The 14,801-nt window shown below is 53.5% G+C and carries 15 protein-coding genes; 8 read left to right on the top strand and 7 right to left on the bottom strand.

Features of this window, described 5'->3' with window-relative positions; translation table 11 throughout:
* The first annotated feature begins 55 nt into the window (after positions 1-55).
* Positions 56-373: a heat shock protein HspQ gene (hspQ, locus tag V6940_RS10165; RefSeq protein ID WP_220441056.1), complete on the top strand. Its 318-nt coding sequence runs from the start codon at positions 56-58 to the stop codon at positions 371-373.
* Between the two features lie 65 nt (positions 374-438).
* Here the strand turns inward: hspQ and V6940_RS10170 are convergent, their stop codons facing one another.
* Positions 439-852, bottom strand: coding sequence for a CoA-binding protein (locus V6940_RS10170; protein WP_185666755.1), 414 nt, complete (start codon positions 850-852; stop codon positions 439-441).
* Positions 853-986: 134 nt separating this feature from the next.
* Here V6940_RS10170 and mgsA point away from each other — a divergent pair, with 134 nt between their 5' ends.
* Entirely contained in the window at positions 987-1,445 is a 459-nt protein-coding gene (mgsA, locus tag V6940_RS10175) for a methylglyoxal synthase (protein ID WP_185666531.1), read from the top strand.
* Positions 1,446-1,488: 43 nt separating this feature from the next.
* Here the strand turns inward: mgsA and helD are convergent, their stop codons facing one another.
* On the bottom strand, positions 1,489-3,543 hold the full coding sequence (helD, locus tag V6940_RS10180; RefSeq protein ID WP_333495759.1) for a DNA helicase IV: 2,055 nt from the start codon (positions 3,541-3,543) through the stop codon (positions 1,489-1,491).
* Between the two features lie 122 nt (positions 3,544-3,665).
* Between helD and V6940_RS10185 the strand changes: the two genes are divergently transcribed.
* Both V6940_RS10185 and yccS read left to right on the top strand, forming a co-directional pair.
* Positions 3,666-4,112 (top strand): YccF domain-containing protein, encoded by a 447-nt coding sequence (locus V6940_RS10185; protein WP_333495760.1) that lies wholly within the window; start codon positions 3,666-3,668, stop codon positions 4,110-4,112.
* Between the two features lie 18 nt (positions 4,113-4,130).
* On the top strand, positions 4,131-6,257 hold the full coding sequence (yccS, locus tag V6940_RS10190) for a YccS family putative transporter (protein WP_333495761.1): 2,127 nt from the start codon (positions 4,131-4,133) through the stop codon (positions 6,255-6,257).
* Here yccS and V6940_RS10195 read toward each other — a convergent pair.
* Positions 6,247-6,864 (bottom strand): TfoX/Sxy family DNA transformation protein, encoded by a 618-nt coding sequence (locus V6940_RS10195; protein ID WP_333495762.1) that lies wholly within the window; start codon positions 6,862-6,864, stop codon positions 6,247-6,249. The genes yccS and V6940_RS10195 overlap by 11 nt on opposite strands.
* Positions 6,865-7,082: 218 nt before the next feature.
* Between V6940_RS10195 and sulA the strand changes: the two genes are divergently transcribed.
* Together sulA and ompA are read left to right on the top strand one after the other, a co-directional pair.
* Positions 7,083-7,592 (top strand): SOS-induced cell division inhibitor SulA, encoded by a 510-nt coding sequence (gene sulA / locus V6940_RS10200; protein WP_333495763.1) that lies wholly within the window; start codon positions 7,083-7,085, stop codon positions 7,590-7,592.
* 354 nt (positions 7,593-7,946) lie between these two features.
* Positions 7,947-9,008 carry a porin OmpA gene (gene ompA, locus V6940_RS10205; protein ID WP_333495764.1) on the top strand — a complete coding sequence of 354 codons (1,062 nt, stop codon included), beginning with the start codon at positions 7,947-7,949 and terminating at the stop codon, positions 9,006-9,008.
* Positions 9,009-9,092: 84 nt separating this feature from the next.
* Here the strand turns inward: ompA and matP are convergent, their stop codons facing one another.
* Positions 9,093-9,548, bottom strand: coding sequence for a macrodomain Ter protein MatP (gene matP / locus V6940_RS10210; RefSeq protein ID WP_333495765.1), 456 nt, complete (start codon positions 9,546-9,548; stop codon positions 9,093-9,095).
* A 184-nt stretch (positions 9,549-9,732) separates the two neighbouring features.
* Here matP and V6940_RS10215 point away from each other — a divergent pair, with 184 nt between their 5' ends.
* On the top strand, positions 9,733-11,493 hold the full coding sequence (locus tag V6940_RS10215) for a Lon protease family protein (protein WP_333495766.1): 1,761 nt from the start codon (positions 9,733-9,735) through the stop codon (positions 11,491-11,493).
* A gap of 69 nt (positions 11,494-11,562) precedes the next feature.
* Positions 11,563-12,081 (top strand): bifunctional 3-hydroxydecanoyl-ACP dehydratase/trans-2-decenoyl-ACP isomerase, encoded by a 519-nt coding sequence (gene fabA, locus V6940_RS10220; protein WP_185666540.1) that lies wholly within the window; start codon positions 11,563-11,565, stop codon positions 12,079-12,081.
* Positions 12,082-12,178: 97 nt separating this feature from the next.
* Here the strand turns inward: fabA and rmf are convergent, their stop codons facing one another.
* The 3 genes from rmf to pqiB all read right to left on the bottom strand — a co-directional run bounded on the left by rmf (position 12,179) and on the right by pqiB (position 14,799).
* Positions 12,179-12,346, bottom strand: coding sequence for a ribosome modulation factor (rmf, locus tag V6940_RS10225; RefSeq protein ID WP_035892402.1), 168 nt, complete (start codon positions 12,344-12,346; stop codon positions 12,179-12,181).
* A gap of 261 nt (positions 12,347-12,607) precedes the next feature.
* Positions 12,608-13,162, bottom strand: coding sequence for a membrane integrity-associated transporter subunit PqiC (gene pqiC / locus V6940_RS10230; RefSeq protein WP_220440999.1), 555 nt, complete (start codon positions 13,160-13,162; stop codon positions 12,608-12,610).
* Positions 13,162-14,799, bottom strand: a complete 1,638-nt coding sequence (gene pqiB / locus V6940_RS10235) for an intermembrane transport protein PqiB (RefSeq protein WP_333495767.1) — start codon at positions 14,797-14,799, stop codon at positions 13,162-13,164. Before pqiB ends, pqiC begins: the two co-directional genes overlap by 1 nt.
* Positions 14,800-14,801: the final 2 nt, after the last annotated feature.

Here is a 14,801-nt window from a genome sequence, read left to right on the forward strand (position 1 = left end):
GTGTCTATATATGTAGAGATACAGAGATAACACCATTTCCCGGGAGGTGAGTATGATGATTACCAGCAAATTCGGTATTGGCCAGCAGGTGCGTCACTCCCTGCTTGGCTACCTGGGCGTGGTGGTAGATATCGACCCGGTTTACTCACTTGACGATCCTGACCCCGACGATCTGGCGGCAAGCGACGAGCTTCGTGCTTTGCCGTGGTATCACGTGGTGATGGAAGATGACGAAGGCCAGCCGGTGCATACCTATCTGGCCGAAGCCCAGTTGAGCAGTGAACCGAGAGAAGATCACCCAGAGCAACCCACGATGGATGAACTGGCGCGTACCATCCGCCGACAGCTACAGGCACCGCGACTGCGTAACTAGTCGCCGCATTAATGACAAAACCCCGCATTGCGGGGTTTTTTGTTATGAAGTGGCGGTGAACATCTTTATTTTGCGAGGCCCAAACGAGGGATCTCAATCGCCGGGCAGCGGTCCATCACCACCTGCAGACCCGCGTTGCGCGCCAGTACGGCCGCTTGTTCGTTAATGACCCCAAGCTGCATCCACAGCGTTTTTGCGCCAATCGCAATCGCCTCCTGCGCCACGCCCCATGCGGCTTCGGAATTGCGGAATACATCCACCATATCGACCTTCTCTGGCACATCGGCAAGCGTGGCGTAGCCCTTTTGCCCCAATAGCGTACCGCCAGCCACCTTCGGTGACACCGGGATCACGCGATAGCCTTGATCCAGCAGATATTTCATCACCCGATAGCTCGGGCGGTCAGGTTTATCGCTCGCCCCTACCAGCGCGATGGTGTGGGTGTTGGTCAAAATGTTGGCAATATCATTTTCTGTCATCATTATCCTCCTGGCTAATAGATTAAGTGTACGCGAGCACGCTGATGTCGCGCGTCAAATTTTTGTGATTCAGAGCTTGCAGGCTGATTTGCTTGCAGTAATCTGTCTGGATTACACACTTAGGGAATGGCTTTATGGAACTGACGACCCGCACCTTACCGGCGCGTAAACACATTGCTCTGGTGGCACACGACCACTGCAAAGATATGCTGATGAAATGGGTGCAGCGCCACCGGGATTGCCTGGCGCAGCATACGCTGTCCGCCACCGGCACCACCGGTAACCTGGTGCAACGCGCCACCGGTCTGGAAGTGAAAGCCATGCTGAGCGGCCCGATGGGCGGCGATCAGCAGGTTGGCGCACTGATTTCTGAAGGTAAAATCGACGTGCTGATCTTCTTCTGGGACCCGCTCAACGCCGTACCGCACGACCCGGACGTTAAGGCGCTGCTGCGTCTGGCAACCGTCTGGAACATCCCGGTTGCCACCAATGCGTCCACCGCCGACTTTATTATCCAGTCACCGAACTTTAGTGAGCCGGTTGATATTCTGATCCCCGACTATCAGCGCTACCTCTCCGAACGCCTGAAATAAGCGTCCGCCAGGCCTGGAGTCGCAACAGCGACTCCAGCTTATCTTACGGTTTACGTGCCACTGGCACCGATAGCTGCTTCAAAATATCGACGAACGGTGACGGCTGTTTAGCATTAAACAGTAGCCAGACGCGCAGACGCGCGCGGGTGATAGCCACGTATAGCAAACGACGTTCTTCGGCATCCGGGAAATCTTCCGGCGCTGGCAGCAGCGCTTGTTCCATAATCGACTCCCGCGCAGGGGCCGGGAAACCATCAACCCCTTCCTGTAACCCCAGCACGATAACGTAATCGGCCTGCTGGCCCTTACTGGCGTGAACGGTCATAAAGTCGATATTCAGCTTCGGCCAGCGGGTCACCGCTTTTTCCAGTGCAGCCGGTTTCAGATGGTGATAGCGCGCCAGCACCAGAATCCGCTGATCCTCGGTGGCATAGCCGCTGAGCTTATCGAACAGCGCATCAAGCTTATCGTCTTCCAGCAACGTTACCGCATTTTTGTCACCTGCCGTCAGGCTGTTAAGCGGTTTACTCAACTGATGAGGGTTTTGCTGAATAAAGCGATTGGCAATCTCACCAATACGGCCGTTGAAGCGGTAGGTTGTATCAAGTGCGCAGTTATCACCTTCGCCAAAATAGTGGTTAAAAGCGGTCGTCAGCGACAGTTGAGCGCCGCTAAAGCGATAGATAGCCTGCCAGTCATCACCCACTGCATAGAGCGAAGTATGCGAATTCTGTTTGCGTAGCGCCGCCAGCAGAGCGGCACGCTGCGGCGAGATATCCTGGAATTCATCGACCAGAATATGCTTCCACGGGCTGACAAAACGCCCTTTTTCCAGAATATTGATGGCCTGATGGATAAGACCGGAGAAGTCGACGGCGTTTTCTTCTTTCAGCGCCGTTTTCCATGCTTTCAGCAGCGGGGCCATTAGCTTGACGCGTTTGCCAAACAGGTCACGTACCTCTTCCGGCGCGCCAGCAATCATCTCCGCCTGCGAGCCGCCGTGCATGCGCATCAGGCTCACCCAGCGGTCGAGGCGACTGCCCATGCGTTTGATGATCTTTTCATCTTCCCAGAAATTACCCTCGGCAACGTCCCAGCCCAGTTCGTCCTGTATCCACTGCCGCCAGCCCTTAGCCTGGGCTTTTTTCTCCCGGCACTGCTGCTGCCAGCATTGGGTGAACAGCGTATAACGAGCAGTGGCGTCATTCTCCAGTTTGCTGACCACAGGGACTTTCTTGCTGCCCTGCTGAATAATATGGAGCGCCAGTGCGTGGAAGGTTCGCGCTGTAATAGCATCGGTATGCAGGCGCGTTTGCAGGCGCTCATCCATCTCCTGCGCCGCTTTGCGCCCAAAGGCCAGCAGCAGAATTTGCTCGGCGGAAGCTTCACCGCGCGCCAGCAGCCATCCTGCGCGAGCCACCAGCACGGACGTTTTACCGCTGCCGGCCCCCGCCAGCACCAGCAGCGATCGCTCGCCGTTTACCACCGCCCTGGCCTGGGAGGCGTTCAGCGGCGATGATTCTATCTGTTCGAAAAATTCATGGTACTGCTCAAGCATCGCATCGGTATAACGCTGATTATGCAGCGCACGCCCGCTCTCTTTATCTGCGAGCCATGCCTGGCACTGCCGCCACGGCTCGCGGCAGTTATCAAACGCCTCGAGGCGATCGGTCGGCAGCGGTAAGCCTTCCAGCGCCAGTACAATCTGCTCGCGTATCTTTTTCGCCTGCTGACGGGTGAGCCACTGCGTTTCCACGCTGCTGCCAGCAATAATCGCCAACTGCTTTTCGAGCAGTTCGGCAGCTATTGCGCTCATCTCCACGCCCCACTGCTGCCAGAGGCCGCTTAAATGACGGTGAAAGCGCTGCGTCTCCCCCCATTCGGTTCCATGCAGGCGCACAACTTTATCCTCAGGCAACACAAACTCCAGCTCTCCCCACACCAGACCACGCTTACAGTTAATCGCAAGGAGCTGGTTGAAAGGAATGAGATATTCATGTTGAGGGCCGGAAACTCTGACGCCCGCATTGAGGATCTCAACCCGGTCGTAAGGGTGCTGCGCCATGCGCTTGCCCAGCGTCGTTGCTTTTAATTCCATGTTGTGTCGAATCCTGACTTTTTCGATACCTCACAGTGTAACCGCCAGAGAATAGGTGCTCCAGCGCAAAAAAACGTTACAATCATCAGGTCTTATTATTCACAACGCAGCACAGGGGATTTATGCGTACAGTTCTGAATATTTTGAATTTTGTGTTAGGTGGATTTCTGACAACGCTGGGCTGGCTGTTTGCAACGCTGGTCAGCATCATTCTGGTTATCACGCTGCCGCTCACCCGCTCCTGCTGGGAGATCACCAAACTGTCGTTATTGCCTTACGGCAACGAAGCCGTCCATGTTGATGAGCTGGACCCCGCCGCCAAAAACGGTGTCATGAACGCGGGCGGAACCGTGCTGAATATCGTCTGGTTCGTGCTGTTTGGCTGGTGGCTGTGCCTGACACATATCGTCGCCGGGATAGCCCAGTGCGTGACCATTATTGGTATCCCCGTGGGTATCGCTAACTTTAAAATTGCCGCCATCGCCCTTTGGCCGGTAGGTCGACGCGTGGTGCCAGTGGAAGTAGCACGCGCGGCGCGTGAAGCCAATGCGCGCCGCCGTTTTCAGTAATCAGGACGATTAATCGCTATGCTAAGCCCGTTGCTTCGCCGCTATACATGGAACAGTACCTGGCTCTACAACGCCAGAATCTTTATCGCGCTCGTTGGCACAACCGCGCTACCCTGGTGGCTGGGCGATGCCAAACTCACCATCCCGCTCACCCTGGGTGTGGTTGCCGCGGCGCTGACCGACCTTGATGACAGACTCACCGGGCGACTGCGCAACCTGGTGATCACCCTTATCTGCTTCTTTATCGCTTCCGCATCGGTCGAACTGCTGTTTCCGTGGCCGTGGATGTTTGCGCTGGGTTTAACCATTTCGACCATCGGTTTTATTCTGCTCGGCGGACTGGGGCAGCGCTATGCGACCATCGCCTTTGGCGCGCTGCTGATTGCCATTTATACCATGCTTGGTGTGTCACTTTACGCGCACTGGTATCAACAGCCACTGCTGCTGATTGCCGGTGCCGTCTGGTATAACGTGCTGACGCTAACCGGCCACCTGATTTTTCCTATCCGTCCGTTGCAGGATAACCTCGCCCGCAGCTATGAACAGCTTTCCCGCTATCTTGAGCTGAAGTCGCGCCTGTTTGACCCTGACCTGGATGATAAAGATCAGGCGCCGCTGTATGAACTGGCGCTAGCAAATGGTCAGCTAATGGCAACGCTCAACCAGACTAAGGCTTCTTTATTAACGCGTCTGCGTGGTGACCGCGGGCAGCGCAGCACGCGTCGAACGCTGCACTACTATTTTGTCGCTCAGGATATTCATGAACGCGCCAGTTCATCGCATATCCAGTATCAGGCGCTGCGCGATACCTTCCGCTACAGCGACGTGATGTTCCGCTTCCAGCGGCTGCTCTCCATGCAGTCGATGGCCTGTCAGGATTTGGCAAAAGCTATTTTGCTGCGTACGCCCTACCAGCATGATGCCCGCTTTGAGCGCGCATTTTCCCATCTCGATGCTGCATTAGACCGCGTTCGCGCCAGCGGCGCCGCGCCGGAACAGATGAAAGCGCTCGGTTTTTTACTCAACAACCTGCGCGCTATTGATGCGCAGTTGGCGACCATCGAGTCAGAACAGCTGCAGTCGCAGGCGAAAAGCGAAACGGAAACCCTGTTGGCGGACGATAGCCTGCACGGTTTTGCCGACATTCGCTCACGGCTGAGCCGCAATATGTCACCGGAGTCGGCGCTTTTTCGTCACGCGGTGCGTATGTCGCTGGTGTTGTGCGCAGGCTATGCGTTTATTCAGTTTACCGGTTTAGAGCATGGCTACTGGATCTTGCTCACCAGCCTGTTTGTCTGCCAGCCCAACTATAACGCCACCCGTCACCGCCTGGCGCTGCGTATCATCGGCACGCTAGTCGGCGTGGCGCTTGGGCTGCCGATTCTGTGGCTGGTCCCTTCGCTTGAGGGCCAACTGGCGCTGATCGTTGTCACCGGCGTTCTGTTCTTTGCGTTTCGAAACGTTCAGTATGCGCACGCCACGATGTTTATCACATTATTGGTACTGCTGTGCTTTAATCTGCTCGGCGAAGGCTTTGAAGTGGCGCTGCCGCGCGTAGTGGATACGCTGATTGGCTGCGGTATAGCCTGGGTCGCCGTCAGCTTTATCTGGCCTGACTGGAAGTTCCGCAACCTTCCTCGCGTGCTAGAGCGCGCGGTGGATGCCAACTGCCGCTATCTGGATGCGATTCTTGAACAATACCACCAGGGGCGCGATAACCGGCTGGCCTATCGAATCGCACGACGAGATGCCCATAATCGCGACGCCGAGTTAGCTTCCGTGGTCTCTAATATGTCGAGCGAACCAAAAGTGACCGCCGAGATGCGAGAGACGGCGTTTCGTCTGCTGTGCCTGAACCATACCCTCACCAGCTATATTTCCGCCCTGGGAGCCCATAGGGAAAAACTGGCTACGGCGGAAATACTGGCTCTTCTGGACGATGCGGTGTGCTACGTCGACGATGCCCTGCATCACCAGCCTTCCGATGAGGAAAGGGTGCAGCAGGCATTAAGCGGCTTAGCCGCGCGGATCCAACATCTCGATCCTCGCCCAGACAGCAAAGAGCCATTAGTGTTGCAACAAATCGGCCTGATGATTTCGTTGTTACCTGAAATTTGCCGCCTGCAAAAGCAGGTTATGGCATAACATCAGTTGTACGGGCATTGGCTGATGCCCATTCCAGCAACTCCTGGCGCCGCTGCGCCGGGAGTGTCGCGGCATGAACGCCGACAATCGCCCCTTCCAATGAATACAGCACATTAATACTGATCTGTTTGCGAATGCGACGAAGCGCTAACCATGCCTCTTCCGCTCCAATATGCTGTAGCATTCGAACATCCTTAATGCCCGCTTCACTCAGCAACAGCTCCATATGAAAAGAGAGATTGGGAAGATCTTTAACCCTCTGCGGCCCCTGCCAGGTTTTCTCCCGCCGCGCGTCTGCCAGTGAGAACTGCCCTAGCTGTAATAACGTCGGCCGATCGGACCAAAGCAGACTGTCGACGTGGAAATATTTTAACTGCTGTGAACATCCTCTTTTGCGTAATGTTAATAATGGAGGTGAATGCTTAGCCTGGTATGGCGCACTCTCCTCGCACATTCTCAGATACAGTTCCCCTTCAGAAACCATTGCAAACACCGCATTGTTGACGGCAAGGCTGTAGCCGCCAAACAGCGCCCGTGACTTGATTTTGCCCAACAGCGAAAAGTATTTCTGGGACTGATAAATCCGTTTATACGATATTTTCTTCATGATTAATCCTTAATAATCATGGACATGGATGCATTAAATTAATTAATGGAATGCATAATAAGCAACATAGGCGCGTTCTTTCAGCGCGGCAAGGTGAATTTGCCTTCAGGGGCATTTAGAGTGCATTTTTGCGAGTTGCTTTCAGAAAATGAGGTTGATCTTTAATCTTCGGGGTAGTACTGTATATTCATACAGTAACCCACAGGGCTGGATTAACTATGTATACTTCTGGTGTTGTAAATCGTTCTTCTGCCGCGGCAACCACTACCGCTTCCCATACTTTTACCTCCGTAAAAGCGCCGTCTGCTGCTTTAATTAGCGAAGTCCTTTATCGGGAAGATCAGCCAATGATGGCACAGTTATTACTCTTACCATTGCTCCAGCAACTCGGTCAGCAGTCCCGTTGGCAGCTTTGGCTAACGCCGCAGCAAAAGTTAAGCCGCGAGTGGGTACAGTCATCCGGTCTGCCGCTCACCAAAGTCATGCAACTGCGCCAGATGTCATCAGACGATATGCTTGATTCTATGGTTCGGGCATCCCGGACTGGAAATTATAGTGTGATTATCGGCTGGCTGACGGATGAATTATCAGCGGAAGAACATGCTCGATTACAACATGCTGCGGAAGAAGGTAACGCGATGGTGCTCATTATGCGACCAGTTCAGTCTGCATCTCACTCAACAGGACAATTTAATGGGCTAAAAATTCACTCAAATTTGTATCATTGAGTGAAATTAGGATTATTCCTGGGATTTTTTTTGCAGTTTTTTTATCTCCACGATTTTTCGGCTGATTTTAGACAGAACGCTTGTCTGGTGCGGTTTGCGGTATTTTATATCGATTAATTTTTCGACATATTTGTTAAATATTGCATATACAACTCTTTTTTTTTCATAAGCCTGACGGAGTTCACACTTGTAAGTTTCGAGCGACGTTGTAGACTTTACATCGCCAGGGGTGCTCAAGCTTAACCGCAGTTATCTGCTGAGTATTTTATTAAGCCACGCCCCCGGTGGAAGGATTTAACCGTGAGTCTATTTAGAACTTCATGGCAAATTTTGGATGATAACGAGGCGCAAAAAATGAAAAAGACAGCTATCGCGATTGCAGTGGCACTGGCAGGCTTCGCTTCTGTAGCGCAGGCCGCTCCGCAAGACAACACCTGGTACGCAGGTGGTAAACTGGGTTGGTCCCAGTTCCATGACACCGGCTGGTACCAGAGTGACCTGAACAACAACGGTTCTACCCACAACAGCCAGCTGGGCGCAGGCGCGTTCGGTGGCTACCAGGTTAACCCGTATGTTGGTTTCGAAATGGGTTACGACTGGCTGGGCCGTATGGAGTACACCGGTAGCGTGACCAATGGCGCACTGAAAGCTCAGGGCGTACAGCTGACCGCTAAACTGGGTTACCCAATCACTGACGATCTGGACATCTACACCCGTCTGGGCGGCATGGTATGGCGTGCAGATTCCAACAACAACAACCCGACCGTTGGTAAAAACCACGACACCGGCGTTTCCCCAGTATTCGCTGGCGGCGTTGAGTGGGCTGTTACTCGTGACATCGCTACCCGTCTGGAATACCAGTGGGTTAACAACATCGGCGACGCAAACAGCGTTGGCGTACGTCCAGACAACGGCATGCTGAGCGTAGGTGTTTCCTACCGTTTCGGCCAGCAGGATGCAGCAGCTCCAGTAATCGCTCCAGCTCCAGCTCCAGCTCCAGAAGTACAGACCAAGCACTTCACTCTGAAGTCTGACGTTCTGTTCAACTTCAACAAAGCAACTCTGAAACCAGAAGGCAAACAAGCTCTGGATCAGATGTACTCCCAGCTGAGCAACCTGGATCCTAAAGAAGGTTCCGTAGTGGTTCTGGGCTTCACCGACCGTATCGGTTCTGACGCTTACAACCAGGGTCTGTCCGAAAAACGTGCACAGTCCGTTGTTGATTACCTGGTATCTAAAGGTATCCCAGCTGACAAAATCTCCGCACGTGGCATGGGCAAATCTAACCCAGTTACTGGCAACACCTGTGACAGCGTGAAAGCGAAAGCTGCGCTGATCGACTGCCTGGCACCAGATCGTCGCGTAGAGATCGAAGTTAAAGGTAGCAAAGACGTTGTAACTCAGCCTCAGGCTTAAGTTCTCGTCTAATAAAAAACCCCGCTTCGCGGGGTTTTTTTTGGTCTGAATCTATAGCAACCGACGTTAAAGCAGCGGTATCGCCTACTTCTCTTTTCCCAGCATTGCTTCCAGATCCTGCTTCAGGCTGGACATCTTTGTCGCATACTTCTCTTTATTCTCGGCATCTTCAATAAGCTGAACAACCGTTTCAGACAAGGTTTTACCCCGGCGCTGTGCAAGCCCTGCCAAACGCTGCCAGACAACGAATTCCAGATCGATAGACTTCTTGCGGGTGTGCTGATGCTCGGCGTTAAAATGACGTTTACGGCGTGCGCGAATCGTCTGCTTCATACGGTTCACCAGCTGCGGGTTCATGTGCTGAGCAATCCAGCCATTCACCAGAACCGGTTCATTTTCCAGTTTCAGCAAAACATCGACAGCCTCTTGCGCGGCGCTGGCTTCAATGTAACGGGTAATGGACTCACCTTCCCGGTGCTTTTTCACCAGGTATTTCCACTTCCAGCCGCTTTCAAGATTTTCCAGTTGTTGATATTTCATTGCGATCTCAGTGTGACCGTGTAACTCTTTTCAGGATAACAGTTTTTCCTCAATGTGCTGAGAAGAAATCTGCAACTGTGATACGGATAAGGCTGATGCCCGAAGATACTTCCCTATTCTCCGTGAGCTTCCCAACGGCATCAGGTATAATCACGCACTTTACATCTGACTAAAAATAGCGACATTGACTATAAATACTCTTTCCCGGCGCTTTCTCGCCCCCGCGACTGAAGCATACCAGGCGCTATTTGCCCAGCCTGATTTAGCCTCAGAAAACGACGCATTATTCAGCGAACTCCAGGCCCGTTTACACTACGCGCTGGAGCAGTTTCTGCATCCACAGGGGATTTCCCCGTTCTTGCTGGTCAAAGCACCAGAAGAAAAAGAGTACCTGCAGCTGCTCTCGCAAACGGCCCTCTCTCTGCGCAATAGCGATGAATCCGCTCTGACGGGCGTCGATTATCAGGCTGTTGGTGGCAAAGTCACCGTACAGCCAGCTCGTAGCGCAGATGATAACTTCGCAAGCAGCGGCCCCATCATTTTTGCTGACTGGGTCGAAGCAGAACAACTTTTTGGCTGTGTTCGTCAGTTTAACGGCGAAATCAGCCTGCAGCCTGGTCTGGTTCATCAGGCCAACGGCGGCATTCTGATCCTCTCTTTACGCACGCTGATGTCGCAGCCCATTCTGTGGATGCGCTTAAAAAACATCGTCACTCAACAGCGCTTCGACTGGCTGACCTTTGACGATGCGCGCCCGCTGCCGGTAAGCATCCCTTCTATGCCGTTGACGCTTAAGGTCATGCTTGTCGGTGAGCGTGAATCGCTGGCGGACTTCCAGGAGATGGAGCCTGAACTGGCCGAATCCTCGCTGTACAGCGAGTTTGAAGACAGCCTGCAGCTGACGGACGAAGAAGCCCTCAGACAATGGTGTCAGTGGGTCTCCGGGGTGGCACGTGAGAAATCGCTGCCAGGGCTTGCTGCCGATGCCTGGCCGCTTCTGATGCAGGAAGGCGCCCGTTACACCGGCGACCAGGAAGTGATGCCGCTCTGCCCGCTGTGGATTAGCCGTCAGCTGCGTGAAGCCGCACCATTTACCACCGACAGCACTATCAATGCCGAACAGCTGAAAACGATGCTGGTACAGCGCCAGTGGCGTGAAGGGTTCCTGGCCGAGCGTATGCAGGACGAAATCCTGCTTGAGCAGATCCTGATTGAAACCGAAGGCGAATGCATCGGTCAGATCAACGCCCTGTCAGTCATTGATTTCCCTGGTCACCCTCGCCCATTCGGTGAACCCTCACGCATTAGCTGCGTAGTACACATCGGCGACGGCGAGTTTACCGACGTCGAACGTAAAGCCGAACTCGGTGGCAATATTCACGCTAAAGGGATGATGTTAATGCAGGCCTTCTTAATGGCCGAGCTGGATCTGGAACAGCAACTGCCGTTCTCTGCCTCCATCACCTTTGAACAATCTTACAGTGAAGTCGACGGCGACAGTGCCTCCATGGCCGAGCTTTGTGCGCTCATCAGCGCCCTGGCTAACGTGCCGATTAACCAAAGCATTGCCATGACCGGCTCTGTCGATCAGTTTGGTCGCGCCCAGCCGGTTGGCGGCCTGAATGAAAAAATCGAAGGTTTCTTTGCTATCTGCGCTCAGCGCGGCCTGAGCGGCAAGCAGGGGGTGATTATTCCTTCAGCTAACGTGCGCCACCTGAGCCTCGCAACCGAGGTGCAGGAAGCGGTAGAGGCCGGAGAATTCTCCATCTGGGCTATTGATGATGTGACCGATGCACTGCCGCTTCTCATGCAATTGAACTGGGACGGTGAAGGACAGACGCTGTTGCAAACTATTCAGGAACGCATTGCACAAGCTACGCAGCAGGAGCCTCGCTACCGCTATCCGTGGCCGTTACGCTGGTTAAATCGTTCAGCTTCCAACTGATCGGACTTGTTCAGCGTACACGTGTTAGCTATCCTGCGTCCCGAACTCAAAATAAGGCTTACTGAAAACATGGTAGATAAACGCGAATCCTATACAAAAGAAGACCTTCTTGCCTCTGGTCGCGGTGAACTGTTTGGCGCTAAAGGCCCGCAGTTGCCAGCTCCGAGCATGCTGATGATGGATCGTGTCATTTCAATGACCGAAACCGGCGGCAACTTTGACAAGGGTTATGTTGAAGCTGAGCTCGATATCAATCCTGACCTGTGGTTCTTTGGTTGCCACTTTATCGGCGATCCAGTAATGCCAGGCTGCCTGGGTCTGGACGCAATGTGGCAGTTAGTTGGTTTCTACCTCGGCTGGCTGGGCGGCGAAGGTAAAGGCCGTGCGCTCGGCGTGGGTGAAGTTAAATTCACCGGCCAGGTTCTGCCAACCGCGAAGAAAGTGACCTACCGTATTCACTTCAAGCGTATTGTTAACCGTCGTCTGATCATGGGTCTGGCGGATGGTGAAGTGCTGGTTGATGGTCGTCTGATCTATACCGCTAACGATCTGAAAGTGGGCCTGTTCCAGGACACTTCTGCATTCTGATGCTGTTTGTCGTCAGAGGGAACTGACGATAGAGTAGCGTTGTGAATCTAAAGGCGAAACCTCCGCACTGCGGAGGTTTCTTTTTAAAGAGACAGTGTCAGGCGACTACCGCCCTGTCCTCCATGGCTTCTCGCCAGCCTCCCAGCCAGTAAGACCTCTGGTTAATGGTCTGGTATGGACACATTTCTTTTGGTCGCCCGGTAATCCCGGCCTGATACCCACGCTGATGTGCCCGCTCCAGGCGATCTCGTTTTTGTCTCTTCATGCCTCGTTTCCCTCATATCTTGGTCTGGTGGAAAAGAAAACAGTGGTTACAAAGTGTGCAGCCACATAATACGAATACCGCTAAACCATTCCCCCGTCAATGCGCAGAATTCATACCAATGTCATATTTGTGAGCTACTCAGAAGAACATTTGTACAAAAAATGTGAAGTGGGTTAAGTAAGCAATTGAGCATAGAGATAAAAAAAACCGCCGAGGTTTTGCACCGTCGGCGGTCTTTAGAACAATTAATTCTACTTATGGTTACCGATTGATGGTCTGCGCTATCGCGGTCGCTTCCTGACTCCAGGCCTGTGCCAGCACTTTCACCATGGCGTCATAGCCGTCCTGCTGCTGCGCCAGTTCGATATGGAACGGACGCTTCGTCAACTGGCCCTGATGATTGAGCAGCCACTCCCCACTCACGATAACTTTGCCATCGTAACGGCCGTGGAAGCCATTTACCGAGACGTTAAGCGTATCCTGATCGCTACCTAACGGCTGCGAGGAGACCACCCAGCCCGGAAGCTGGTTACTGAGGTTCGCTACCAGCGTTGTGCGTAGCTGCTGGTCCAGCGGGCTCGCCCACAGGTTATTGCTGGCAATCACATACTGTACGTCGCTGGTCTGGTAGACCACGCCGCTGCCGGCGAGAAAGTCAGGGATACTGACCTGTTCCACCCACAGCAGACGCTGATTTGCGCTGGCGCTGTTCTGTACCGTGCCCGTTGCCTGCGGCAGTTGGTAGTAGGTTTTATTTTCCGTGCTGCTGCAGGCTGCCAACAGGCAGGCTGCAACCAGTACTAACCACTTTTTCATTATTTCGCCCTCTTAGGCTCTGGATCTTTTTTATCCTTCGCTTCGAACACCAGCGCATTGCTCTTCTCATTCAGCGTTTTCAGCACCGGTTGCAGCTCACGCAGAACCTGATCCAGACGCTGCATGTCACCCACCATCTTGTTGTAGGCGGCGGAACCCGGCTGGAAGCCCTGCATGCTGCGATTTAGCTCACGCAGCGTTTTCTGCATATCGGCAGGTAGCTGCTGAGCGGACTGGCTGGCGGTTATCTTGTTCAGATTATCCAACGTCGTCTGCAGGCGGCGCATCGTGTTCTGGCTTTCACTCAGCGTGTTCGTTGCCTGTTCAACCATCGGCGTTAGCGGCAGATTGTTGATCTTATCGAGCGTATCCATCAGGCGCTGCTGGATCTGTGCCAGGCCACCGCTGACGGTTGGGATAATCTGATGACCACCAAACTCAGGCATCTCTTTAACCGGTTTCTCTTTTGGATAGAAATCAAGATCCACGTAAAGTGCACCGGTTACCAGGTTACCCGTTTTTAACGCACCACGCAGGCCACGTTGAATAAGGCCAGTTAAATGGGCCCCTACGTCAGGTTTTTCTCCGAGTTCGCTCGCCAGACGTTCTGGTTCAATGCGGATCATCACGGGGATACGATAGTCATCGTTCAATGCCTGACGTAAACCAGGTACAAAGTATGGCACCTGTGCCACGGTACCAAGGCGAATGCCGCGGAATTCAACCGGCGCACCGGGCTGCAGCCCACGTACAGAATCTTTGAAGAACATCAGGTAGTCGATGTGCTGGGTATAGAGCGAGTCCTGAATGCTCTTTTGATCGTCATACAGCTTAAATTCGGTTTTCTCGGCTATCGGCTGACCCAGTTCCACACCTTCCGGAACGTCAAAGCTGACGCCACCGCTAAAGAGTGTCGACAACGAGCCCATTTCTACGCGCATCCCAGCGGAGGTCAGATCGACCGCTACGCCGCTGTCTTTCCAGAAACGTACGTTGCTGGTCACCAGTCGATCGTTTGGCGCGCTGATAAACAACTGATAGCTGATAGTGCGGCTCTGCGGGTCAAAAGTACTCGTCTCAACGGACCCTACACGATAGCCACGGAACAGCACCGGATCGCCTGGACTGAGCTGCCCTGCTTTTTTACTATCAAGCAGCACGCGAATGCCTTTCGCATCAGGTGGAGCCAGCGGCGGTGAATCCAGGAGCTGATAGCTGTTCAGCTCAGAACCTTTAGAGCCTGGCTGCAGCTCGATATAGGCGCCCGACAGCAGCGTGCCCAACCCGCTGATACCTTCACGGCCAATCTGCGGCTTCACGACCCAGAATACCGAGTCTTTGTGCAGCAGCTTTTCCATGCCGGAATTCAGTCGCGCTTTAATTTCCACGTGCGTTAAATCGTCGGTCAGCGTCGTGCTTTCGACAATCCCAACGTCAACGCTACGGCTTTTGATCGTCGTTTTACCACCTTCAATACCTTCAGCGTTGGTAGTGATAAGCGTCACCTCCGGCCCCTGGTGGCTGTAGTGATAAAATAAGATCCAGGCACCAATCAGCGCCGTTACGATCGGGAAGATCCAAATAGGAGACCAGTTTTTCACTTTCTGCACATTCGCCTCCCCACTCTTGGTTTCCATGC

Origin of the sequence: Kluyvera sp. CHPC 1.251 (genome assembly GCF_036759945.1) — a bacterium.
Lineage (GTDB): Bacteria > Pseudomonadota > Gammaproteobacteria > Enterobacterales > Enterobacteriaceae > Kluyvera > Kluyvera sichuanensis.

What these genes read in the sequence shown, in the direction of transcription:
- V6940_RS10185 (WP_333495760.1), top strand. Translation starts at nt 3,666, where the DNA reads ATGCGTACAGTTCTGAATATTTTGAATTTTGTGTTAGGTGGATTTCTG.
- yccS (WP_333495761.1), top strand. Translation starts at nt 4,131, where the DNA reads ATGCTAAGCCCGTTGCTTCGCCGCTATACATGGAACAGTACCTGGCTC.
- matP (WP_333495765.1), bottom strand. Translation starts at nt 9,548, where the DNA reads ATGAAATATCAACAACTGGAAAATCTTGAAAGCGGCTGGAAGTGGAAA.
- pqiC (WP_220440999.1), bottom strand. Translation starts at nt 13,162, where the DNA reads ATGAAAAAGTGGTTAGTACTGGTTGCAGCCTGCCTGTTGGCAGCCTGC.
- rmf (WP_035892402.1), bottom strand. Translation starts at nt 12,346, where the DNA reads ATGAAGAGACAAAAACGAGATCGCCTGGAGCGGGCACATCAGCGTGGG.
- pqiB (WP_333495767.1), bottom strand. Translation starts at nt 14,799, where the DNA reads ATGGAAACCAAGAGTGGGGAGGCGAATGTGCAGAAAGTGAAAAACTGG.
- fabA (WP_185666540.1), top strand. Translation starts at nt 11,563, where the DNA reads ATGGTAGATAAACGCGAATCCTATACAAAAGAAGACCTTCTTGCCTCT.
- helD (WP_333495759.1), bottom strand. Translation starts at nt 3,543, where the DNA reads ATGGAATTAAAAGCAACGACGCTGGGCAAGCGCATGGCGCAGCACCCT.
- sulA (WP_333495763.1), top strand. Translation starts at nt 7,083, where the DNA reads ATGTATACTTCTGGTGTTGTAAATCGTTCTTCTGCCGCGGCAACCACT.
- V6940_RS10195 (WP_333495762.1), bottom strand. Translation starts at nt 6,864, where the DNA reads ATGAAGAAAATATCGTATAAACGGATTTATCAGTCCCAGAAATACTTT.
- ompA (WP_333495764.1), top strand. Translation starts at nt 7,947, where the DNA reads ATGAAAAAGACAGCTATCGCGATTGCAGTGGCACTGGCAGGCTTCGCT.
- hspQ (WP_220441056.1), top strand. Translation starts at nt 56, where the DNA reads ATGATTACCAGCAAATTCGGTATTGGCCAGCAGGTGCGTCACTCCCTG.
- mgsA (WP_185666531.1), top strand. Translation starts at nt 987, where the DNA reads ATGGAACTGACGACCCGCACCTTACCGGCGCGTAAACACATTGCTCTG.
- V6940_RS10170 (WP_185666755.1), bottom strand. Translation starts at nt 852, where the DNA reads ATGACAGAAAATGATATTGCCAACATTTTGACCAACACCCACACCATC.